At 64.6% G+C, this 22,814-nt stretch carries 23 protein-coding genes; 10 read left to right on the forward strand and 13 right to left on the reverse strand.

The features are described from left to right. The 8 genes from HK436_RS04900 to relB all read right to left on the reverse strand — a co-directional run bounded on the left by HK436_RS04900 (position 1) and on the right by relB (position 8,445). Complete coding sequence (locus tag HK436_RS04900; RefSeq protein WP_173187784.1) at positions 1-1,464, reverse strand: enolase-like domain-containing protein; 1,464 nt, start codon at positions 1,462-1,464, stop codon at positions 1-3. After that, entirely contained in the window at positions 1,461-2,276 is an 816-nt protein-coding gene (locus HK436_RS04905) for a sugar phosphate isomerase/epimerase family protein (protein ID WP_206680487.1), read from the reverse strand. The genes HK436_RS04900 and HK436_RS04905 overlap by 4 nt, the downstream gene beginning before the upstream one ends. A gap of 29 nt (positions 2,277-2,305) precedes the next feature. After that, positions 2,306-2,812, reverse strand: a complete 507-nt coding sequence (locus HK436_RS04910; RefSeq protein WP_173187788.1) for a tripartite tricarboxylate transporter TctB family protein — start codon at positions 2,810-2,812, stop codon at positions 2,306-2,308. Next, positions 2,809-3,849, reverse strand: a complete 1,041-nt coding sequence (locus HK436_RS04915; protein WP_173187790.1) for a Gfo/Idh/MocA family protein — start codon at positions 3,847-3,849, stop codon at positions 2,809-2,811. Before HK436_RS04915 ends, HK436_RS04910 begins: the two co-directional genes overlap by 4 nt. After that, a complete protein-coding gene (locus HK436_RS04920; RefSeq protein WP_173187792.1) occupies positions 3,842-5,368 on the reverse strand; it encodes a tripartite tricarboxylate transporter permease in 1,527 nt (508 codons plus the stop codon). The genes HK436_RS04915 and HK436_RS04920 overlap by 8 nt, the downstream gene beginning before the upstream one ends. 86 nt (positions 5,369-5,454) lie before the next feature. Beyond that, positions 5,455-6,462 (reverse strand): Bug family tripartite tricarboxylate transporter substrate binding protein, encoded by a 1,008-nt coding sequence (locus tag HK436_RS04925; protein ID WP_173187794.1) that lies wholly within the window; start codon positions 6,460-6,462, stop codon positions 5,455-5,457. A 207-nt stretch (positions 6,463-6,669) separates the two neighbouring features. Further along, positions 6,670-7,827, reverse strand: a complete 1,158-nt coding sequence (locus HK436_RS04930) for an alpha-hydroxy acid oxidase (RefSeq protein ID WP_173187796.1) — start codon at positions 7,825-7,827, stop codon at positions 6,670-6,672. A 9-nt stretch (positions 7,828-7,836) separates the two neighbouring features. Then, positions 7,837-8,445 carry a type II toxin-antitoxin system RelB family anti-toxin gene (gene relB / locus HK436_RS04935; RefSeq protein WP_173187798.1) on the reverse strand — a complete coding sequence of 203 codons (609 nt, stop codon included), beginning with the start codon at positions 8,443-8,445 and terminating at the stop codon, positions 7,837-7,839. A 358-nt stretch (positions 8,446-8,803) separates the two neighbouring features. Here relB and HK436_RS04940 point away from each other — a divergent pair, with 358 nt between their 5' ends. The 8 genes from HK436_RS04940 to proX all read left to right on the forward strand — a co-directional run bounded on the left by HK436_RS04940 (position 8,804) and on the right by proX (position 17,618). Beyond that, entirely contained in the window at positions 8,804-9,790 is a 987-nt protein-coding gene (locus HK436_RS04940) for a TRAP transporter substrate-binding protein (protein WP_173187800.1), read from the forward strand. An 87-nt stretch (positions 9,791-9,877) separates the two neighbouring features. Then, positions 9,878-10,396 (forward strand): TRAP transporter small permease, encoded by a 519-nt coding sequence (locus HK436_RS04945; RefSeq protein ID WP_173187802.1) that lies wholly within the window; start codon positions 9,878-9,880, stop codon positions 10,394-10,396. A 9-nt stretch (positions 10,397-10,405) separates the two neighbouring features. Continuing rightward, positions 10,406-11,707, forward strand: a complete 1,302-nt coding sequence (locus tag HK436_RS04950; RefSeq protein ID WP_173187804.1) for a TRAP transporter large permease — start codon at positions 10,406-10,408, stop codon at positions 11,705-11,707. A 22-nt stretch (positions 11,708-11,729) separates the two neighbouring features. Next, a complete protein-coding gene (gene dapA / locus HK436_RS04955; protein ID WP_173187806.1) occupies positions 11,730-12,629 on the forward strand; it encodes a 4-hydroxy-tetrahydrodipicolinate synthase in 900 nt (299 codons plus the stop codon). Continuing rightward, entirely contained in the window at positions 12,626-14,047 is a 1,422-nt protein-coding gene (locus tag HK436_RS04960) for an FAD-binding oxidoreductase (RefSeq protein ID WP_312860496.1), read from the forward strand. The genes dapA and HK436_RS04960 overlap by 4 nt, the downstream gene beginning before the upstream one ends. Before the next feature lie 328 nt (positions 14,048-14,375). Then, positions 14,376-15,557, forward strand: coding sequence for a quaternary amine ABC transporter ATP-binding protein (locus HK436_RS04965; RefSeq protein WP_173187808.1), 1,182 nt, complete (start codon positions 14,376-14,378; stop codon positions 15,555-15,557). A gap of 1 nt (position 15,558) precedes the next feature. Beyond that, positions 15,559-16,497: an ABC transporter permease gene (locus HK436_RS04970; protein ID WP_173187810.1), complete on the forward strand. Its 939-nt coding sequence runs from the start codon at positions 15,559-15,561 to the stop codon at positions 16,495-16,497. Positions 16,498-16,574: 77 nt separating this feature from the next. Then, positions 16,575-17,618 carry a glycine betaine/L-proline ABC transporter substrate-binding protein ProX gene (gene proX, locus HK436_RS04975; RefSeq protein WP_173187812.1) on the forward strand — a complete coding sequence of 348 codons (1,044 nt, stop codon included), beginning with the start codon at positions 16,575-16,577 and terminating at the stop codon, positions 17,616-17,618. Between the two features lie 82 nt (positions 17,619-17,700). Here proX and HK436_RS04980 read toward each other — a convergent pair whose 3' ends face one another. Beyond that, positions 17,701-18,639 (reverse strand): DUF817 domain-containing protein, encoded by a 939-nt coding sequence (locus HK436_RS04980; RefSeq protein WP_173187814.1) that lies wholly within the window; start codon positions 18,637-18,639, stop codon positions 17,701-17,703. After that, entirely contained in the window at positions 18,636-19,346 is a 711-nt protein-coding gene (locus HK436_RS04985; protein ID WP_173187816.1) for a pyrimidine 5'-nucleotidase, read from the reverse strand. The genes HK436_RS04980 and HK436_RS04985 overlap by 4 nt, the downstream gene beginning before the upstream one ends. 133 nt (positions 19,347-19,479) lie before the next feature. Here HK436_RS04985 and HK436_RS04990 point away from each other — a divergent pair, with 133 nt between their 5' ends. Both HK436_RS04990 and HK436_RS04995 read left to right on the forward strand, forming a co-directional pair. Continuing rightward, positions 19,480-20,259 (forward strand): GGDEF domain-containing protein, encoded by a 780-nt coding sequence (locus HK436_RS04990; RefSeq protein WP_173187818.1) that lies wholly within the window; start codon positions 19,480-19,482, stop codon positions 20,257-20,259. A gap of 136 nt (positions 20,260-20,395) precedes the next feature. Then, entirely contained in the window at positions 20,396-21,301 is a 906-nt protein-coding gene (locus HK436_RS04995; protein ID WP_173187820.1) for a DMT family transporter, read from the forward strand. A 3-nt stretch (positions 21,302-21,304) separates the two neighbouring features. On the opposite strand, the gene HK436_RS05000 is transcribed toward HK436_RS04995, so the two are convergent. From HK436_RS05000 to HK436_RS05010, 3 genes are all read right to left on the reverse strand, one after another. Then, positions 21,305-21,733: a carboxymuconolactone decarboxylase family protein gene (locus tag HK436_RS05000; RefSeq protein WP_173187822.1), complete on the reverse strand. Its 429-nt coding sequence runs from the start codon at positions 21,731-21,733 to the stop codon at positions 21,305-21,307. Continuing rightward, positions 21,723-22,118: a MerR family transcriptional regulator gene (locus HK436_RS05005; RefSeq protein ID WP_173187824.1), complete on the reverse strand. Its 396-nt coding sequence runs from the start codon at positions 22,116-22,118 to the stop codon at positions 21,723-21,725. Before HK436_RS05005 ends, HK436_RS05000 begins: the two co-directional genes overlap by 11 nt. Before the next feature lie 339 nt (positions 22,119-22,457). Continuing rightward, complete coding sequence (locus tag HK436_RS05010; protein ID WP_173187826.1) at positions 22,458-22,796, reverse strand: hypothetical protein; 339 nt, start codon at positions 22,794-22,796, stop codon at positions 22,458-22,460. Positions 22,797-22,814 lie beyond the last annotated feature (18 nt).

Consider the following 22,814-nt stretch of genomic DNA (forward strand, 5'->3'; position numbering starts at 1 on the left):
TCAGTCTGCCGGTCTTGCGTTAAGCATGGCGAACGTCCAGTCAGCCGGAGCGATGCGCTTGCCGAGATCGGGGGTGAGCGCGCAGCCGAGGCCGGGCACCTGCAGCGACGCGATGTCGAGATGGCCGTCGCGCACCGCGAGTTGCGCCCCTTGGGGCGTCTTTTCATAGAGGTCGGGATGCGCGTTCAGCGCCGCATCCGCCTCGGCGCGGGGCAGATGGTCGAGCCCGTGGAAATAGTGGTGCCCGTTGCGCTCCACATGGGTTATGCCGAGCGAGGCGACCACGGCGAGATCGGCCTGCAACGACACGACCGGCAAGCATGTCAGGTCTTCGGCCGACTGGAAATAGCCGCCCGGCTCGCCTGACGCGGCGTTGTGATGCGCGACCAGCATCGCGTTGAGCAGCGACCGGACGACGCCCTTGCAGTTCTTGTGGCTGACGCCGCGATAGCCCAGCGCGATGGCGTCGCGGAATGCGCCTGTCCAGCCGTCCGCCTCGTCTATCAGCAACGGCTTGCCAATCGCCGCCAGTTCGTCGGCGCCCAGCGGTCCGTCGAGCGCGACCGAGCGCTCCAGCGGCTGTTCGACGAAGAGGATCGAACGGTAGAGCTCGCCCAGCGCCGGGCGCGAGCGGATCGCTTCCATCAGGCCGGCGAAATCGTCGAGGCGCTTATACTGCTCGTTGCCGTCGAGCGTGATCGGGAACGGCCCGCCGACCTGCCTCAGCAGCCCGGCGATCTTCTCGAGACGCGCGATGTCGGCATCGGCGTCGCCGCCCACCTTGATCTTGAGATAGCGAACGCCGTCATGGCGCAGATAGTCGGCCAGCGTCTCCGGCAGGCCGTCGCCGACGCGCTGAGCCGGATCGAGGTCACCGGCATCAATCGGATCGACCAGCCCGACCGTGTGGCGCAGGCCAAGCCGCTTCAGCGGCGTGGCCGGCAACACATCGGCAAGCGACATGCCGTCCAGCTCGGGGAAGACCTGCGCCGGGCGCAGCCCGAGGACGTCGCCGCGGATGCACTCGTGGAAGGTCAGCCCAAGCGATCGCGCGATGCCGTCGATCAGCGCGCGTTCGATCATCGACACGCCGAACGAGGCGCCAAGACGATTGAAGCCGGCGTCGAGCGCGCGCCGCTCGACCTCGCCGTCCAGTGCCCGCCATATCTCGAACAGCGTGCCCGAAGGCAGGTCGCGCGCGACCTTCGCTGCTTCCTGCACCACCCAGAGCAGGTCGGCGACATTGTCGGCCGGCGTCTTTTCCGGCCGCTTGTCGAACCATTTATAGGCCAGCAGGTCGGACGCGTAGCCCACGGCACGCCGGCCGTCGATGCTCAGTTCCAGTTCGAGCGTGAGTGCTGCCGCCGCCTCCATGGTGACGACGCCGAAGCGGAACGGCATGCGGGCAAACGCATTGTCGATCCCGAACCGCGCCTCGCCGACCTTGATTGCTGGCGCGTTCATGGCGTCCTCTCCGTCTGTTCCAGAAGCCCGTTGAGATAGCCCAGCGCCATTGCGGCAACCGTTGCTCCGTCCGGGTGATAATCAAAGGGCTCGACCCCGACGACGCCCTTGTAGCCGCCGTCGACCAGCGCGCGCATCACCGACAGGAAGCCGTGCTCCCCCTGCCCCGGCGCGCGGCGGTTGGGGTCGTTGACGTGCACGTGCCGCAGCAGGCCGGTCGGCAGATGCCGCCGGATGAGCGCGTCGGGTTGTTCCGTTTCGCCGGCCCAGGCGGCCGACGTGTCGATCATCGTCGCGAGATGCGGCGACCCGACCGCGCGCACGATCGCCGCCGCCTCGTCGATATTGGTGGCGAAATCGGTCAGCGCCGGCGACAGCGGTTCCAGGCAATAGACGACACCGGCCCGCTGCGCGGCTTCGGCCGCGCGGGCCAGCACCACGGTCGCGTTGTCGCGCGCCACCTGCGGGCCGCTTGCATCGGCAACCCGCCGCTGGTCCGGCGAGCCGTGAACCAGAACCTCGCCGCCGAGGTCGGCGCAAAGCTCGATCATCGCCTCGATATGGGCGACCGTGCGCGCCCGCAGGGCCGCATCGTCCGTGGTGATCGACAGGCCCTTGGGCACGGTCAGGAGCCAGTGCAATCCGGTGATGGCGATGCCTTCCCGCTCGGCCGTGCGCAGCAGGGCCCGGCGCTTCGCGAGGCCCAGGGACGCCGGTTCTGGGTCAAGCGTGAACGGTGCGAGCTCCAGCCCGTCATAGCCGAGTTCAGCCGCAAGCGCGCATTGGCGCACGAAAGGCAGCTTGCCGAGCACCTCGTTGCAGAGCGAGATCCGAAACGTCCTCATCCCGGCAACCTGACATGGAAGACGACGGTAAAGACGTAGTGGACCACGAAGGCGGCAACCAGCGAGAGGGCGAGAGCCCATCCCGCAAGCACCGGCAAGCCCATCCGGCGTTGCGGGTTCAGCCACTCGGCTCCCACGGTAAACACGAAGACGAACAGCGTCGTCGCGGCAATGAACGGTATCCGGCCGAACAGCGCACCGCCGTAGATGACCACCGTGGCTATCGTGAACAGGGTGCGCTTGACGCTGCCTTCGGGCCATACGCCAATCGGCAATGTCTCGGATGCGCCACGGCCCGCGAGCGCGCGCAACACGAGCATCAGGCCCAGCACCGCGATGACGAAGCTGACGATGCCGGGCGTCAGGCCGGGTACGGTGAACGGGTCGGCGTTGCGCGCCTCGAAACGCGGCATCCGCAAGGCTTCGACGAAACCCGCAATGCCGATCACCGAAACGACCAGCCCCGATATCAGGTCGGTGCGCATGACCTTGTCCACCTTCATGCGGCATCTCCTACCGGTTCGAGCTGGCGCGTGCGGCTCGCGCAGGCCTCCAGCCCCTCGATCACGCGCGCCATCTCCAGCGCGCCTTCATGCGGGTTGCACATCACCGGCCCGCCGCCATCGAGTGCCGTGCCGAAGATCGCGAAGCTGCGGGCAAGCAGGGATACCGGCGTCACCCCGATCGCTGCCTCGCTGGTCAGGCCTTGCGGCATGACGTCGAAGCCGCCTGGCGAGCGGCGATATTCGACGGTGCCGTGGAACAGCCGATTGGCGTTGAAATCGAGCACCAGATTGCCCGTCGATCCCACCAGCCTCAGGCACTTGCTGGTCATCGCGCCGGGCACGAAGCCGTCTTCGGCGAGCCCACCAGCCAGCACACCGAGCCTCAGGCGGCCTTCGATGCCGTTGCCGAATGCGAGATCGATGCGGATATCGTCGACAACTGCCGGATCGAGGTGCCGAGCGAACACAGCGTCGACCGCGCTGACGGGCGCGCCTGCGAAATGACGCATCAGGTCGATGAAATGCACGCCGTCGTTTTCGATGAGTGACGAATCCGTCCGCATCCGCTTCCAGCCGGAGAAATCACCCTCCATCAACAGCAGCTTGCCGATGGCGCCTGCCGCGAGCAGGTCGCGTGCGCGCCGCACGAGCGGGTGGCACCGCAGCACGAGGCCGATCTGAACCGGCACGGTTCCGGCCGCCTGCACGAGTGCCTGCGCCTCGCCAAGCGAGCGCACGGCGGGCTTTTCCAGCAATACCGGCTTGCCGAGCGATAGCGCCTGCAGCGCCAGCGGAAGATGGTGAACCGGCGGCGCGACGACATCGACGATATCGGCCTGCGGCATCAGCGTCGCAGGGTCCTCGGCAACCGCTGCCGGTTCGACGCCGCTTGCAATCGCCTCACCACGCGCCGCCTCCGACGGATCGCTCACCATGAGCCGAACCGAGGGGTCGCAGACGCGCCACGCCTTCGCATGCAGTGCCCCGAAGGCCCCGAAGCCACAGATCAGGACAGAGCACCGCGCGTCAGCCATCGGCGCGTCTCCCTTCGAGCAGCCGCACTTTCGCCTGGCCCAGCATGCGCCGCACCGGCGGCGGCAGCGCCAGCACGATCATCAGCAGCACAAGCAGGGCGATGACGGCGCTGATCGGCCGCGTGACGAAGGGTATCGGGTCGCCCTGTGTCAGCGACAGGCTGCGCCGGAAGTTGTTGTCGAGGATCGGCCCCAACACCACGCCGAGGATCATCGGCGCGATCGGGAAACCGGTTTCGCGCATCAGGAAGCCGATGAGGCCGAAGCCGATCATCACCCAGACGTCGAACAGGCGTCCGGCAATCGCGAAGGAGCCCACCGCGCACAGGACGAAAATGACGCCCATCAGCCATTCACGCCGCACCTTGAGGATGAGAAGCAGCGGACGCGTCAGGAGAAGCCCGAGCACCAGCATCGCCACGCTCGCCCAGAACACCATGGCGACCACCGAATAGAAGAAGTCGGCCTGCGTAATCATGATCAGCGGCCCGGGGCGAAGCCCATGGATCACCATCGCCGCCAGCAGTACGGCGGCCGGCGCGGAACCGGGGATCGCCAGGGTGAGCACCGGGATCAGCGCGCCGGGCACGGCGGCGTTGTTGCCCGTCTCGGCTGCCAGCAGGCCGTCGGTCGAGCCCTTGCCGAAGTCGTCGGGCGTCTTCGAAGCGCGCTTCGCGGCCGCGTAGGAGACCCACGCCCCCATATCCTCGCCGACGCCGGGCACGACGCCCATGAAGGTGCCGATCACGCCGGATCGCAGCCAGGTTCGCACATATCTGAACGATTTCAGGGCGGACCGCAGCACGCCGCCGACCTGCGAGGCGACCAGCGTCGTCGCCTCCTGCCGCATCACCACGAACACCTCCGCGCAGCCGAATGCGCCGACGAGGACGGGCAGCAGCCCGAAGCCCGCCTCCAGGTCAAGAATGCCGTAGGAATAACGTGAATAGGCGTGCAGGCTTTCCTGCCCCACCATCGCGACCAGCAGGCCGAGGAAGCCGGCGATCCAGCCCTTGAGCGGATCGTCCATCGATGTGAGCTGGCCGCAAAGCACGATGCCGAAGACGGCAAGCCAGAAGAATTCGAAGGAGGTGAAGTCGAGCGCGAATTCGGCCAGCCATGGCGCGATCAGCGCGAGGCCGACCATGCCCACCATCGTGCCCAGGAAGGAGCCAGACGTGGCCACCGCCATCGCCTCGCCCGCCCGGCCCTGCTTGGCCAGCGGAAACCCGTCCAGCGCGGAGGCCGCATTGGCCGGCGTTCCGGGGATGTTGAGCAGGATGGCTGTCCTACCGCCACCATAGATCGCGCCGATATAGACGCAGATCAGCACCAGGATCGCGGTGTTCTGCTCCATGGTGAAGGTCAGCGTGGTGACAAGCGCCACGCCCAGCGTCGCTGTCAGGCCCGGTATCATGCCGACCACGATGCCGAGCAGCGTCGCCCAGACGACGACCAGCATGTCCGCGGACATGCCGATCGCGACGACCGCGCCGAAAAATTGATTCAGACCGTCCATGAAACCGATCGCCTGGCAGAGTTACCGCGCGCAGAGACTATCGCGATCCGGCGCGCAGGACGTGCCGGATCGCGTCTGTTGAATGCTTATTCCGGCTTCGGGATGCCAAACTCCGACGGGTCGTTCGGCGCCGCGCCGCTTTCGAACTGCTGCCAGGCATTGATCGAAAGATACGGCATCGCGGCCTTGACCGCTTCCTCGCCATAGGTGGCGTTGAACAGCGCGCCGCGCTCGGCTGCGTGCGCCTTCATGACCTCCGAGCCCGCGATCTTCTCAGCCCAGATCTTGTCCATCGTGTCGAGCACCTCCTGCGGCGCGTCGGCGGGGATGAAGACGCCGAAATAGTTCGGCGCGCTGGCAACCTCCGGCAGCCATTCGGTCACCGGTGGCACCGTGCCGAAGCCTTCGAGCTCGAGGGGCTTGTCGGCCACCACGGCCAGCGGGCGCAGCCGGCCGGCACGGATCATGTCGACCTGCTCGGTGGCGGTCGCCGCGGTAAACTGAGTCTCCCCCGATACGGTCGAGATGACGGCCGGGTTGCCGCCCTCATAGACGATCTGGCGATAGTTGATGTCGGCCGCCTTCTCCAGCGTCTGCATGCTGATGGCGGTCGCGGAAGAAAGTCCGCCGGACGAAACGGTAATGGCTTCCCCGGACGTCTTCAGCGCTTCGAGAAGGTCGCCGAAATCTTCCCATTCGCTGTCGGTGCGAACGGAGATGAGGCCGGGATTGGCGACGTGCAGGTAGAGGCGCCAGTCCTCGAGCTTCGCGTCGAGCGTGCCCAGCACCGGATAGGCGCCGAGGTCGGCCACCGCGCCGGCGGCCATGGTCATGCCGTCATGCGGAGCCTCCCACACGGAGCGGGTGCCCGTCGAGCCGGACGCGCCGGGCTGGTTGAGGATCACGACGTTCTGGCCGAGCACTTCGGAAAGCTCGCCGGCGACGACGCGGGTGACGGTATCGGTCGATCCGCCCGCGGACCACGGCACGATGATCGTGACCGGTTCGCTGGGCTTCCAGTCCTGCGCAACGGCGGGACCGGCGACCAGAAAGGCCGCTGTCGCGGCGATGAATGCGTATGCCTTATTGCCCATTCTCGTTCCCCTAACTAACCAAACGGTTAGATAATAGGAGAGAGAATCCGCATCCGAGTCAAGAAGAAGATTCGGCGACGAAAAAGGTTCTGTCCGCAGCGTCCGTCGCACCGGCCCGCTTGCAGGCGAGATACGGGATCGGGGGAAACGCAAGGAAAGGCTGGCAAGGCAGCAGGCGCGACGCCGAGGGAAAGCAGCGTTGCGGGCTCAGTTCACCGCTTCGACGCTCCAGCGCGCGGGGCTTCGCAGCGCGGCGATGTCAGACACGCCGAGAAAGCCCATGGCGGTGTCCATCTCGCGCAGCATCATCGACAGGATGGCGCGCGCGCCCTCCTCGCCGCCGGCCGCGAGCCCCCACAGCGGCAACCGGCCCAGCATCACGCCCTGCGCGCCCATGGCAAGATATTTCAGTGCGTCGGTGCCGCGCCGCACACCGCTGTCGGCCAGTACGGCCATGCTGTCGCCCACCGCTTCCGCGATCGCCGGCAGGCAGCTTGCGGGAGATGGCAGGCAATCGAGATTGCGCCCGCCATGCGCGGAAACGACGATGCCATCAGCGCCGACCCCGGCGGCCAGTTCGGCATCCTCGACCGACAGCACGCCCTTGACGATCAGCTTGCCCGGCCACTCGTCGCGCAGCCGCTTCACGTCATCCCAGGAAAGATCCGTCCTCAGCCGCACGGCGCCCGCAACGCTGGCGCGGGTGATGGCGCGCCGGAACTCTGGCGGATAATGACCGTAGGTCGGTACGCCTCCGGCAAGCACGTAGCGCAGCATGACGCCCAGCAGCCAGCCGGGGTGAACCGCCATGTCGGCGACGTTTCGCACGGTCGGCTTGAAGGGAATGCCGAAGCCGTTACGCTGGTTGTATTCGCGGTTGGGCGACATCTGCGTGTCGGCCGTCACCACGAGGCATTCGCAATCGCTCGCCCTCACCCGCTTCAGAAGGTCGGCGGTCAGCGCACGGTCACGCCAGACATAGAGCTGGAACCACAAAGCCGCATCGGGTGCTGCGCTGCGGATGTCCTCTATGGTCGTCACGGATTGGGTCGAGACGCAAAATGGGATGCCGAGCGCTGCCGCGGCACGCGCCAGCTTCAGTTCGCCGTCGTGTGCGACGAGGCCCGCCAACGCGGTCGGCGCCACGACCAGAGGCGTCGGCAATCCTTTGCCGAAAAGCGTCGTGCCGGCATCGCGACTTGCATGCCCCGACAGCACCGAAGGCCGCAGCGTCACCGCATCCAGCGAGTCGCGCAGGCGCGTCAGGGCCTGTTCGTCCTCGGTGCCCCGGTCGATATATTCGAACAGGCCGCGCGGCAGTCTGCGCCGCGCTTTTTCGCGGTAGTCGGCTGCATTCAACAGCATGGAGCGTCTCTAGGAGGAGATCACCCAGATCACTTCCGCATCCTCCGGCCCCTGCGAGGTCCAGATGTGCGGCGATCCGGCGTCGTAATAGAGGCTATCGCCCGCGTTGAGGATCAGGGGTTCGTAGATCTGGCTGTGCACGACCATTGTCCCCTTGATCACGGTCACGAAAATCTCGGCATCGCTCACCGGCCACGAGCGGTATTCATCCGGCGACCGCGCCGTCACCCGCGTGCGGATCGGCGTCATGCGCTTGTCGAGCAGGTCGGCGCAGAGCACCGTGTTGGCGCAACTGTTCGACTGGTAGGGACGTCCCTCGTCCGCCCGCGTCACGCTGCGGCGGCCCGGCAGACTGCGCGAAGCCTCCCGGTCGTTGAGCAGCGCAACCACGTCGAGCTCGTAGCCATGGGCAACGCGCTGGAGCGTCGAGATCGTCGGCGACAGTTCGTTGCGCTCGATCTTCGACAGCGCCGATGCGGAGACGCCGGTCCGCTTGCTGGCCTGCTGCAGCGTCCAGCCCTGCTGCTGGCGAAGCTGGGCGAGCCTCGCTCCGATGTCCAGGCCGGGCACGGCCGTTTCGATATCGGGCTCAATGACTTCGGCGGGTCGGACGTTCATTGCTGGCTCCAGCCTTCCTGCTGTCTGGCTACCCGGCGGAACGGCCAGGCGACGCAGTCGCTTATACGATGTCCCTTCCTGTTGGGAAAGTGCGGATAGTACGCTTATCCACTATACGACATTTTTTTGCCGATCCAGCTTGACATGAAAATGTCGTTTCGTATGGTAGACAGCTAAGAGGGGCAGCCTACAAGCCCCCAGGGAAACTGCCAAAAGCATTTACATTTAGGGTGAACTTGAGCGTCGTCGGGCCTGCGCCCGCCGCGTCGGGGTCACTGTGACATTCACCACCGACAGCGGAGTTGAGGAAATGAAATCCATCATACGAAAACTGAGCGTTGTTTGCGCTGCGGCGACAATGAGCCTTGGAACCATGATGATCGGCGCCGCCGACGCGCAGACGGTCGTTCGTTTCGGCCATGTCGACGGCGAAGGCGACCTTCTGGCGAATCCTTATTGGGCCTACACCGAGGTGTTCAGCTCGATCGTCAAGTCGCACACTGGCGGGCGCTACGAGATCCAGGTTTTCCCGAACGGCCAGCTCGGCGATCTGGAATCGCTGCTCGAGCAGAATGCGCGCGGATCGCTGCAGATCGTCGGCGGCCTGAATGCCGGCCACGTCGCAGCCTACGCGCCGGCCGCGCAGGTGCTGGAGATGCCCTACACCTTCTCCACCACGGAAGTGGCGCGCGAGGTTCTCGAAGGCCCGTTCGGCAAGAAGCTCTCCGACACGGTCGCCGAGCAGAGCGGCGTGCGCATCCTCAACTACCTGCCCTCCGCGTTCCGCAACTTCTCGAACTCTGTGCGGCCGATCCGTACGCCCGAGGACATGGTCGGCCTCAAGATCCGCACCCAGCAGGTTCCGATCCATATCAAGATGGTCGAGGCGCTCGGCGCGTCGCCGACCCCGATCGCCTGGGCCGAGCTTTACAGCGCGCTGCAGACGGGCGTCGTCGACGGGCAGGAAAACGCGCCCTACACGATGCTTCTGGCGAACCTGCAGGAAGTGCAGAAGTATTACACGCTGGATCACCACCTCATCAACATGCCGCTCATCACCATCAATGAGGAGTTCTACCAGGGCCTCAGCGAGGAAGACCGCGCGGCGTTCGATTATGCCGGCCGCCAGGCGACGTTCGCCATGCTCGGCATCATCGCGGCCAAGGAATCGCAGGATCTGAAGGTCATCGAGAAGGCAGGCGTGGAAATCTACCAGCCCACGGCGGAAGAGTTCCAGGCCTTCGTCGAGAAGACCCAGCAGCCGATCGCCGAAATCCTAACAGAGCAGGTCGGCGCGGAGCTCATCAGCGAGCTGCAGCAGGCTATCGCCGGCGCGCAGGACTAGTCATCATGGAGCCCGCGCCTCAGGCGCGGGCTCGTTCATTTACGCCGGACAGCCAGTGCTGTCCCGGCTTCAACCATGGAGGCGGCGTTGCTCAGAACCCTCGAAAAGCTCGCAGACGTGCTGGGCTTCATCTCCTCCTTCGTTGCCCGCGTCATGCTCGTCCTCGTGGCCGCGATCCTGTTCTTGCAGGTCGTGCTGCGCTACGGCTTCGGCTTCTCACTTCCATGGCCCGAGGAAGCGGCGCGCTACCTCATGATCTGGGTGGTGATGCTGGCCGGCAGCCTGCTGGTGAAGGACGAGCAGCTCGTGCGCGTCGACTTCTTCGACGGCTACTGGCCGCGCCGGCTGCTCTCGATCCGCAACGCGATCTTCCGGCTGATGCTGTGCGCGCTTCTCGCCGTGCTCGTCTGGAAAGGCTACGAAAACGCCGATTTCGGCCAGCGCCGCATGTCGGCGACATTGCAGCTCAGCTTCTACTGGATCTATCTCTCCGTGCCGGTCGGCGCGGCCCTGATGCTCTTTCACATGCTGGTTCTGGCATTGCGCGACCTCGTCCGCGGCACGCCTGAAAACGACCAGCCCTCCATCCTCAAAGCCGAGATCTGAGGCACCCCGATGGATTACACGCTTCTCGTCGTCATCGGCCTGCTGCTCGTTCTCATGATCATGGGCAGCCCGGTCATTTTCGCCATCGGCTTTGCCGGCATGGCCTATTTCTTCATCAAGCCGGGCATGTCCGGCATGCTCGACATCTATGCCCACAAGTTCTTCACGGGCATGGATGTGTTCATCTGGCTCTCGATCCCGCTCTTCATCATCGCCGGCGAGATCATGACCGCCATCGGCATGACCGACCGGCTGGTGAACCTGTCGAGGCTCATGGTCGGAAGGCTTCGCGGCGGCCTTGCCTATGTCAACGTCGTCGGATCGATGATGTTTTCCGGCGTGTCGGGATCGGCACTGGCTGACATCTCCGCGCTTGGCCCGGTCGAGGTCAAGATGATGGAAAAGGACGGCTACCGGAAGGATTTCGCGGCCGCGCTCACCGTCAGCTCGGCGATCCAGGGGCCGATCATCCCGCCGTCGATCCCGCTGATCATCTTCTCGGCCCTGACCAACACGTCCGTCGCAGCGCTTTTCCTCGCCGGCGCCGTGCCGGGGCTGATGCTGGGCGTCGCGCAGATGGCCGTCATCTACTACCTGGCGCGCAAGAAGGGCTTCCCGCGCAACCCGATCGAGAACCTGACGCTGGGAGTTGCCTTCCACATCTTCATGAGCGCGTTCTGGGCGATCTTCATGCCGCTGATTATTCTGGGCGGCATCATCTCCGGCATCTTCACGGCGACCGAGGCAGCCGCCATCGCTGTTGCCTATGCGCTGCTGGTGGGCGTGCTCGCCTATCGCAACCTGTCGCTCAAGGCCTTCTGGGACATCATCGACCGCGCCGCGCGCACCTCCGCCTCCGTCTATCTGATCGTCGGCTTCGCAACCATCATAAGTTGGGTTCTAGCCAATGAGCGCGTGCCCAGCGAATTGCAGGCGCTCGTGCAGGACATGCAGCTCGAGCCGTGGATGCTGCTGCTGCTTCTCAACCTGTTCTTCCTCATCAACGGGTTGTGGATCGGCGATTCCGTGCAGCTCCTGCTGTTTGCGCCCCTGTTCACGCCGCTGCTCGCATCCATGGGCGTTGACCCCGTGCATTTCGGGGTCATCATGGTGCTCAACGTCATGATCGGGCTGATGACGCCTCCTTACGGACTGGCGCTCTATCTCGGCTCGACCATATCTGGGGTGCCACTCGGCGCGATCGTGCGCCAGAGCGTGCCCTTCCTCCTCTCCAACCTGGCGGTGCTGCTTGTCGTCACCTACGTGCCGGCGGTTTCGCTGACGCTGCCCCGGTTGTTCGGTTTCATGTGATATTTCTGAAAGGACTTTCTGGATGGCTCTGACAAAAGACGACCTGTCGGGTCTCTTCACCGCAATCGTCACACCGTTCACGGATGACGGTTCCGTGGACTTCGACGCGCTGCGCGCTCTCGTCCGCTTCCAGATCGATGCGGGGGCGACGGGCATCGTGCCGATCGGCGGCACCGGCGAGTACCCCGCTCTTTCGCGTGGCGAGCGTGCCGACATCGTACGGGCCTGCGTGGAGGCCGCCGCCGGCGCGCCGGTGCTGCCGGGCGTGCTTGCCACCGGCTTCGCCGATGCGGTAGACGCGGGCCGCGACTTCATCGCCGCGGGCGCCAACGGCGTGATGACGGTCACGCCATACTACGCCGCAGGCACGCAGGAAGGCATGCGCACCTATTTCCGCAACTATCGCGACGCGGTCGACGCACCGGTGCTCGCCTACGAGATCCCACGCCGCACAGGCGTGGCGCTCAAGGCCGAGACCATCGCGGCCCTTGCCGACGACGGTTCGATCATCGGCATGAAGTGCTCGTCCTACGATATGCCGGAATTCATCGAGACCATGAAGCTCGCCGGCGACAAGCTTGCCGTGCTCAGCGGCGAGGAGCCGCTGTTCGCCACGCATGTGGCGCTCGGTGCATGTGGCGGCGTGCTCGCTTCGGCGACCGTTTATCCGCGCCACTGGATCGAGGTCTTCAAGCTCGCCCGCGATGGCAAGCTCGACGCCGCGATCGCCCACCAGCAGCGCCTCGACCCGGTCGTCAAAACGATCTTCCTGGAGACCAACCCCGGCCCGCTCAAATATTACATGGGCCTTGCTGGAATGCGCGCCGGCGGCGTGCGCCTGCCGCTGACCGATCCGACGCCTGAGACGCGCGAGGCGCTCAAGGCCGCCTTTGCCGGCATGACGAAGGCAGACGCTGCGTGAGCACGCTGATCGAGCGGCTGGGTGCGGTTCTCGGCGAACGGGGCCTGATCGCCGATCGGGGCGACATGACGCCGTTCGTCACGGATTTCCGTGGCCGCATGACCGGCACGGCCGACGCGGTTGCGCTTCCGGCAAATACCGACGAGGCGGCCGCCGTGGTGGCGGTCGCGCGCGAACACAACGCCGCGATCTTCCCGCTCGGTGGCAATACTGGCCTTTGCTATGCCGCCGTGCCTACGCCTGCTCCCGGACGCCCGGCAATCGTCGTCGGCATGAGCCGGATGGCGAACCTGCGCGCCATGGACCGTGCCGCCAACGTCGTGACGGTGGATGCCGGCATGACGCTTGCGCGCGTGCACGAGCTTGCAGCCGGCGAAGGCCGGCAGTTCCCGCTCCATCTGGGCAGCGAGGGCACCGCCCAGATCGGCGGGCTGATTTCGACCAATGCCGGTGGCACTGGCGTGCTCCGCTACGGCCCGATGCGCGATCTCGTCTGCGGCATTGAGGCGGTGCTGCCCGACGGCAGCGTCTATCGCGATCTCGACGCGCTGCGAAAGAACAACACCGGCTACGACCTCAAGCACCTGCTGATCGGCGCTGAGGGCACGCTCGGCCTCGTCACGGGAGCCGCGCTGCGCCTGCGCCAACCTAACCGGTCGTTCGCCCATGGCTGGATTTCTGTCACCGGACCCGAGGCCGCGGTCGAGCTTCTTTCGCGCCTGCAGGATCGCTGCGGCGACGCGGTCGAAGCCTTCGAGATGCTGAACCGCGCCGAGGTCGATTGCGTGCTGCGGCATATTCCGCGCACGCGGCTGCCGTTCGAGGCCACGCCGGAATGGTCGGTGATGATCGAGCTCGCCCACACCGATCCCGATGCAGACCTCGTAGCCGCGCTGGAAGAGGTGATGGCGGCGGCGCTGGACGCCGGCCTCGCAGACGATGCGATCGTCGCGCAGAACGAGGCCCAGGCACAGGACATCTGGCACATCCGCCACTCCGTAACCGAGGCGCACAAGATCGAGGGTGTCGGCATCGTGCACGACACTGCCGTGCGCAATTCGGCCGTGCCCGGCTTCATCGCGGCTGCCGACGAAATGTCGGCGAGGCTGTTTCCGCAGGCGCGGGTGCTCGTCGTCTCCCACCTGGGCGACGGCAATGTGCACTACATCCTCATGTTCCCGCACGACTACTGGCGGGCGCTGCCGGACGGCGAGGCCAAGGCGCTCGAAGTCGAAATGGCTGTGCACGACATCGCCATGCGCTTCGGCGGTACCATCAGCGCCGAACATGGCATCGGCCGCAAGCTCACATCGGAGCTGCAGCGGCTGGGCGATCCGGTGAAGCTTGCCGTCATGCGCCAGATCAAGCAGGCGCTCGATCCCGACGGTATGATGAACCCGGGCGCGCTGCTCGGCTGAGCCGACCGCGCAGCCGCCGCTCTCCTTTTGCGGATACAGCCAGCATCAAGCGCCATTGCGCGCGGGGTTTCATCGGCTTCGCGCAGCAATGTTGCGTGCAACCTTCCGTTCTTGATTGTTCCGGTCCAATCCGGCTCATCGGGGTTGCCCGTTAAATATTATGGCCGTATATAGGCAGCAACTTCGATGCCATGAGGGCATCATATAGCCAGCCATTCAATAATCATTTGATATTGCTGAAGGTGCACAACCTTCATGATCCCGTGCAATATTGAATGTTATTTTTGGTCATGGCTGTATTTATTTTTGGACATCACACAATGGATTCATGAAAACCAAAATATCAGGCAAGAATTTATATAAGATATTCGGTGGAAGCGCCGAAGACGCATTGAATCTCCTCGAAGCAGGAAAAGACAAAGACGAAATATTCGAGGCAACGGGACAGACCGTCGGCGTGAACGACGCAAGTTTCGAGGTGGCCGAAGGCGAGATTTTCGTCGTCATGGGACTTTCCGGGTCCGGCAAATCCACTTTGGTGCGCATGATCAACGGGCTCATCAAGCCAAGCGCCGGAGAAATTCTGATTGACGGCGTCGATGTCGCCACTTGCTCGGACGAGCAGCTTCGGTGGGTGCGGCGCGAGAAGGTGGCGATGGTCTTCCAGCACTTCGCCCTCTTCCCGCATAAGACGGTCGCCGACAACGTCGCCTTTGGCCTCAAGATCAAGGGCATGCCCGCCGCCGAGCGGCGCGAGAGGGCGCAGGCGGCCCTCGATCAGGTGGGCCTCGGCGCACGTGCCGACAGCTACCCGGACGAGCTTTCCGGCGGCATGCAGCAGCGCGTCGGCCTTGCCCGCGGTCTCGCCTCGGAGCCCGAAATCCTTCTGATGGACGAGCCGTTCAGCGCGCTCGACCCGCTCATCCGCAGCGACATGCAGCAGGAGCTCATCGAGCTCCAGCGCTCGCTCAAGAAGACGATCGTCTTCATCACCCACGACCTGAACGAAGCGCTGACGCTCGGCAGCACCATCGCGATCATGCGCAACGGCGCCATCGTGCAGACCGGCAGCGCCGAAGAGATCGTCGGCAGCCCGGCCGACGATTACGTTGCCGCCTTCACCAAGGACATCGACCGGTCGCTGGTCTTCACCGCCGGCAGCGTGGCGGAACCCGGCGAAGCGCTTGAGCTCGCTGCAGCCGACCTGAAATCGGCGCTCGCCGCCATGGAGCGGCTGGACAGGGACGCGATCCACCTCGTCGACGACGGCAAGCCGGCCGGCATCGTAACCTATCGCGAAGCCAACGCCGCGCTGGGTCGCAAAGGCAGCACGCTTCGCGATGTCCTGAACGACGACTTCCCTGCGGCCGAGCCCGACACACGGCTGTTCGATCTCTACGAACTGGCGCAGACCGGCCTTCCGATCGCGCTCACCAATGGTGACGGACGGCTCTCCGGCATTGTCGAGCCGAAGGCGGTCTTCGCGCAGCTTTCAGCGGGAGGCGCCTGACATGATCAGCCCATCCGATTTCGACTTTCTCGCAATCCCTTTCGCCGACTGGATCAACCTGTTCGTTCGAGACTGGCTGGTGCCCAACTTCCGGCCCTTCTTCCGGTCCATGCAGTGGCCGGTGAGCCAGGTGCTGAACGGCCTGTCCACCTTCCTAAACGCCACGCCGATGCTGGTGTTTACCGCCGCGCTCGCGCTGATCGCCTGGCGCACGGCGGGCCGCGGCGTCGCCATATTCACGCTGGTCGCGCTCGTCTTCATCGACCTCATCGGCCTCTGGCCGGAGACGATGACGACGCTGGCCATGGTCGTGACGGCAGTGTTCTTCTGCGTCGTGATCGGCATCCCGCTGGGCGTGCTCGCCGCGCGCAGCGACATCTTCCAGGCCGTGCTGCGGCCGATCCTCGACATCATGCAGACGATCCCGTCCTTCGTGTATCTGGTGCCGATCGTCATGCTGTTCGGCGTCGGCGTGGTGCCGGGCATCATCGCGACGATCATCTTCGCGGTTCCGCCGATCATCAGGCTGACCAATCTCGGCATCCGGAACGTGCGCCACGACCTCACGGAAGCCGCCGTCGCGTTCGGCGCGACGCCGTGGCAGTCGCTGGTGGAGGTGCAGTTTCCGCTGGCGCTGCGCACCATCATGGCCGGCCTCAACCAGACGCTGATGCTGGCGCTGTCGATGGTCGTCATCGCCGCGCTCATCGGCGCGGGCGGGCTCGGCCTGACCGTGTTCACCGGCCTCGGCCGGCTGGACGTCGGCAATGCCACGGCCGGCGGCGTCGGCATCGTGCTGCTCGCCATCATCCTCGACCGCATCAGCCAGGCGCTCGGCGAAAAACGCTCCGTGCGCACGGTCTCCCTGATGGAGACGATGCGATCCCTTTTCTCGCCGCGGCGCGACGCCGCCGCCGGCGAGTCGCAGCGGGCAGGCTGACCTGCCCCGACCGCGTCTCGCGCGGTCCCATGCCCCGCCATCCGCGTGGGGCGAAAGAAGAAAGCAAGGAGACTGACATGAACAACCACAACCTATCGCGGCTCTTCGCCGTGGCCCTTGCGGCCGGCACGATGCTTACCGCACCGATGGCGACCGCACAGGCACAGGAAGGGCCCGGTGCCGGTGTGACCGTGCGCATGGCCCAGGCCACATGGGACACCGGCTGGTTCCCCGCCGCCGTCTACAAGCAGCTCCTGGAGCGGCTGGGCTACACGGTCGAAGGACCAACCACGCTCGACAACCCGCCTTTCTACCAGGCGGTTTCGCAGGGCGACCTCGATCTGTGGGTCAATGGCTGGTTCCCGCTCCACAACACCTATGAGGACACCTATTCGCAGGGCGCCGAACTCGTCGGCAATGTCGCCCAGGGCGGCGCGCTCGAGGGCTATCTCGTCGACAAGGCCTCCATCGAGAAGTTCGACATCAAGTCGCTCGAGGACTTCAAGCGCGATGAGGTCAAGGAAGCCTTCGACCGCGATGGCGACGGCAAGGCCGATCTGGTTGCCTGCCCGCCCGGCTGGGGATGCGAGATCACCATCGAGCATCATCTCGATGCCTACGAGCTGCGCGACCACGTCAACCCGATCAAGGCCAGCTACTCCGCCTCGATGGCGGATGCCGTGGCAGCCTACGGCGAAGGCGACCCGATTCTCTTCTACACCTGGACGCCGAACTGGACCGTCGACACGCTGAAGCCCGGCGAGGACGTGATGTGGATCGAGGTTCCCGAGGTGAACCTGCCGGAAGCACAGAAGGACCTCGAGGAGGCCGCGACGCTCGACGGCGTCAATGGCTGCATCAACGATCCATGCAAGCTCGGCTTCCCGGCCAACGACATCCGTCCGGTAGTCAACTCTGCCTTCCTGGAAGAAAACCCGGCCGTGCAGGCGCTGCTTGAGGCCGCCTCGATCCCGATCGAGGACATCTTTGCCCAGAACGCGAAGATGAATAACGGCGAAGGCGACGCCGAGGACATCGAGCGTCACGCCAGTGAGTGGATCGAAGCCAATGAGGAGCTCGTCTCCGGCTGGCTCGAAACCGCCCGCGCCGCTGCCGACTGATCGGCCGGACGCATCAAAACCACCCATCCGCCGGACACGGCGGGTGGGTCCCCTCCGATACCACCCGTCTTTCCCGGTCGGGCTATGTCTCCCGGGAACTCAGCCCCACGGCTTCCACCTTTGAAGGCGTCTCCGCGACGGGCTCCCGATCCATTGCAATCTCATCTTTTTCGTCGTCGAGCGACCGCGGCCGGTGCACCAGCGTCACCAACACGAACGAGATGATCATCAACAGATACCAGGCGCCTAGCTTGTGGATCGACACCGGTGTCCAGCCGTCCTCCTGGCCCGGATAGAGCCAGGCGCGCGACCATGTGCCGATATTTTCAGCGAACCAGATGAACAGCGACACCAGCAGGAAGCCGACGAGCAGCGGCATCCGGTGGCGGAACCGGAAAACGCGGTAGTGCACCGTCGTGCGCAGGAACAGCAGTGCCGTCGCCGCAAAGAGCACAATGCGGAAATCGACGACGAAATGATGCGCGAAGAAGTTGACGTAGATCGCAACAGCTAGCGCCACTGTCGTCCAGAAGGGCGGATAGTTCGTGTAGCGCATGTCGAAGATACGGCTGACGCGCGCCAGATAAGAGCCGACGGCCGCATACAGGAATCCCGAAAACAGCGGAACGCCGGCGATGCGGAAGAAGCTCTCCTCCGGATAGACCCAGGAGCCCGCGCCGGTCTTGAAGATTTCCATCGCCGTTCCGACGACGTGGAAGATGAGGATCACCCTCGCCTCGGAAAGCGTCTCCAACTTGAGGCCCAGCATGGCGAGCTGGATCCCGAGCGCGGCGAGAAACAGGAAGTCGTAGCGGCTTATGATGCTCGCATCGGGCCACAGCAGGCGCGTGCCGATGATAAGCACCAGCATCGCGCCGCCGAACAGGCACGCCCAGCCCTGCTTGAGCCCGAAAACCACGAACTCGACCGCAGCGCCATAGAGGCCATGCGCCGGCAGTCGGTCGAGCACCACATGCGCGGCTGCATCGATCCGTGCCTCAAGGGAGGTAAAGCGCCTCAATGGGCAAGCGCCGCATTGATGCGCGTCAGGAAGCCGGCGAGGTCGTCGGTGACGTAGTCGACGTCATCCTCGTTATCGGCGTCGCGCTCCCATATCTCGGAGAAGGTCAGCTCGAAATTGTTCGGCACGATCAGAACCGTCGTCATGCCGAGCGCCTTGGGCACGGCAAGATTGCGGGCAAGGTCCTCGAACATGACCGCATGGGCGGTGTCGACGCGATGCAGGCCCACGAATTTGTCGTAGGTCTCGCGCGCCGGCTTGGGCGTCAGGTCGGCCGCCACGATGTCGAAGATGTCGTTGAAATGGTCGAGGATGCCGAGTTGCCGCGCCGTGCGCTCGGCGTGACCCCGGTCGCCGTTGGTGAAGATGAACTTACGGCCCGGCAGGGTGCGGATGGCATCGCCGAGTGCCGGGTTTGGATCGACCCAGGAATAGTCGATGTCGTGCACCTTGTTGAGGAAGTCGTCCGGATCGATGCCATGGCGGGCCATCAGCCCGTTCAGCGTGGTTCCATATTCCCGATACAGGTCCTTCTGCAACACGCGCGCCTCGTCGCGCGGCAGTTGCAGCAACTCCGACACATACGCCGTCATCTTCACGTCGATCTGCGAAAACAGGTTCGAGTGATGCGGATAGAGCGTGTTGTCGAGGTCGAACACCCAGTCGGTGACATGGGCGAAGCGCGCGGGATCGGGAAGATTTGTCATGGCACCTGACTAGACGATTCCATAGGCCGAATGAAGCGCCACGATAATTCGGCGAGTATGTCGAATTGGAGATGCGCTCGAAACGACCGATTCACTTTCCCCTGCCATGAGGTCCGCCAACGGAAGGATCGTCATGAAGCAGGTTTTGGCAAAGGCAGCGTTGTTTGCCGTGGTCTCGGCAGCAGCGTCGCTCCTGATTGTGGTCGCACTCGTGCCGCTCATCGGCGGGGTCGTGGAAGGCAACGCGCTGTTGATGGCGCTGCTTTGCCCGCTGGTCATCGCCTTTCCCGCGAGCGGCCACACTTTGTGGCAGAAGAAAAAGCTCTCCGACGCCTTGCTCGAACTGACCCGCGCCCATGACGAGCTTGCCGATGCTCACATGCAGCTCGCCGAGGCGCATGCGCGGCTGTCGGAAAAGGCCCGTCACGACGACATGACCGGCCTGCTCAACCGCGAAGCGTTCTTCGCGGCATTGAAGAGCCTGCGGCGCCGTACCGACAGCGGCGCGCTGCTCATCATCGACGCGGACAATTTCAAATACATCAACGACACCCATGGCCACCAGCAGGGTGACGTGGCGCTGAAGCTGATCACCGAGGCGATCCGCACCGCCCTGCGCGAGGACGATCTCGTCGGCCGCATCGGCGGCGAGGAATTTGGCGCGTTCCTTGTCGGCGCCAATGTGAACGAAGCCATCGAGGTGGCCGAACGCATCCGTCTTGCTGTCGAGGCGATCCGTTTCTCGCCCGGCGAAGGAAAATATCTGCCCCTTTCCGTCAGCATCGGCGCATCCAGGCTGCGTCCGCAGCTGACATGGTCGGAAATGATGCGCGAAGCAGACCGGCGGCTCTACGAAGCCAAGCGCCGCGGTCGCAACCGGGTCGTTTTCGAGACCGTCGCAAAAGCGGCCTGACCAGGGAAAGCCGCATGAGGCCGGGCACAGCCCCCACAAGCAAGATGGGTAAGGAACGGGTGTCGTCTTTCGCAGCTCCATTGCAAGCGTGAGCGCACGGGTCTAGACAGCGTTCGTCCCTCACGCGCCGTCTCCCATGGAACTCTGGATACCCATCACCGTCGCTGCCGCGTTCCTGCAGAACCTGCGTTCTGCGGCGCAGAAGCATTTGAAAGCGGTGATGGGCACCACCGGCGCGACCTTCGTGCGCTTCGGTTTCGGCCTGCCTTTCGCGCTTCTCTTCCTGCTCGTGCTCAGCCGACTTGCCGGCTACCAGATCCCGTCTCCCAACGGCACGTTCCTGTTCTGGGTGGCGGTAGGCGCCTTCGGGCAGATCGGAGCGACTTTCCTGCTCATCCACCTTTTCTCCTACCGCAACTTCGCGGTGGGCACGGCCTATTCGCGCACCGAGCCGGCACAGACGGCGCTGTTCGCGTTGCTCTTCTTCGGCGAGCGGGTCACGGGTGGAACGCTGCTTGCAATCGCCGTCAGCGTCTTCGGCGTCATGCTGATATCGGTCGCGCACATGCATATGAGCTGGCGCAATCTCGTCGCCTCGATCTTTGCGAGGAACGCGCTGATCGGGCTTGCCTCCGGCACGCTGTTCGGCATCGCTGCTGTCGCCTATCGCGCGGCATCGCTGGCGCTGGGCGGCCCGAACTTCATGATGCAGGCAGCCGTCACCCTCGCCTGGACGATCACGCTCCAGACGCTAGTCATGGGCGGCTGGATGCTGTGGAAGGACCGCGCCGAGATCGGCCGCATCGGCAAGGCGTGGAAGGTCTCGCTGTTTACCGGCTTCGTCGGCGCGACCGCCTCGTTCGGCTGGTTCATGGCGATGACTTTACAACAGGCAGCGGTGGTGAAGGCGCTGGCCCAGATCGAAATGCTCTTCACCTTCACCGCCTCGGTGTTCTTCTTCAAGGAGAAGATCAACCGGCTGGAGACCGCCGGTTGCCTCCTGATCGTCGCCGGGATCCTGATCCTCGTGCTTCTGGGCTGATTACTACTGGCTGTCCCAGGCTGAGGCCGTATCGGAACCGTCCAGTTCGGCAAACAGCGCCAGCGCCGCGTTGATGCCGTTGATCGCGGCGGGCCAGCCGCCATAAGCTGCCATCTGCAGGATGATCTCGAGCACCTCCTGCCGGTCCGCGCCGGCGGCGAGCGTGTGCTCGATGTTAACCTTGAGCTGCGGCGCGGTTTGCCCGCCGAGCACCGTCAGCGCGGCGACCGTGGCGAGCTGGCGCGTCTTCAGGTCCAGCCCGTCGCGCGCGTAGAGCCGGCCATAGGCGGATTCGATCAGCGTTTCCGCAAACCCCGGCAGTGCCGTGTCATAGCGGCCTGCAAGGAGCGCTTCCAGTTCGGGGTTCAGTTTCCTCGCAATATCGCGCCCCTTGTCGAGCGCCGGGCGCTCAATCGTCTGTTCAGTGTTCATCGTGTTGGTCCTTCCGGCCGTCCTCGGCGCGGTAGCGCGCTTCGATTTCGGCGTAGTTCTTGATCTTGTAGTCGAGCAGTTCCACACATTCGGTCAGCTCGGCGATCTTCTGCAGCACGGCCTCGCGCTGCTGTTCCAGCATCACGCGCCGCTCAGCCGAGCTTCGGTCGCCGTCGCGGCGGAGCCTTGCATAGGTCTCGACATCGGCAAGCGGCATGCCTGTGGCCTTGAGCATCTTGATGAAACTCAGCCACGCGATGATGTTCTCGTCATAGGCGCGCCGCCCCGCCTGCCGCCACGGCGGATCGATCAGGCCGAGCTTCTCGTAATAGCGCAGCGTATCGATGCTGAGCCCGGTGCGCCTTGCGACGTCGCCGATCTTCATGGCTCGGGCCGGGCACGAAAGCGGGTCAGAACCGCGTCGTGCGCATCCACCAGAAGCGAGGGGCCAGCGCGCCCTGCCCGTGGTCTGCCGGGGGTATTTTCGAGGAAAGGTTGTCGCTGCATGCGTGCATCTCCTCTGTCTGCACACATGCATCTACTTGCTGGAGTGAACTCCAGGTCAAGCGCAATTTTTACGAAGCATACCGACACCAGACTGGCGCCGGAACGAAAACCGGCCCGCGATCCCGCTGGGGCCAACCATCGGGGTCACGAGCCGGGTCGCGCGACGCACCAGGCAAGTCTGCGCCCAGCCGCGTCGGCCAAATGGAAATGCGTTCGCTTATTTGACAACGATGGCGACAGTGCCCGACTGGTAGCGCTTCACCTCGGAACCGGCCTTGATGCCCGTGCCGTTGACCGCGCGCGTGGGGACGCGTTTCTTGCATTGGTTGCTGACACGACTGGAAAGCCCGCCATCGGAATATCTGACCAGGTCCGACTTGGGAATCCGCCGCATCACCGCCTCGAAGCTCGGTGCGGGAGCATTGCAGCCATCGCCCCTGTAAGCGGTGATGTGGGCCGTCTGGCCGACTGCCAGTTCGCGCGTGACGTCGGCGCTGCTGGCGCTCACGCAGCCAGCGAGCGGAAAGAGAAGCAGAGGTGCGAGGCGGTGGTACATGCGATGTTTCCTTCAGTC

It is taken from the genome of Neoaquamicrobium sediminum (assembly GCF_013240295.1).
Taxonomy (GTDB): Bacteria; Pseudomonadota; Alphaproteobacteria; order Rhizobiales; family Rhizobiaceae; genus Aerobium; species Aerobium sediminum.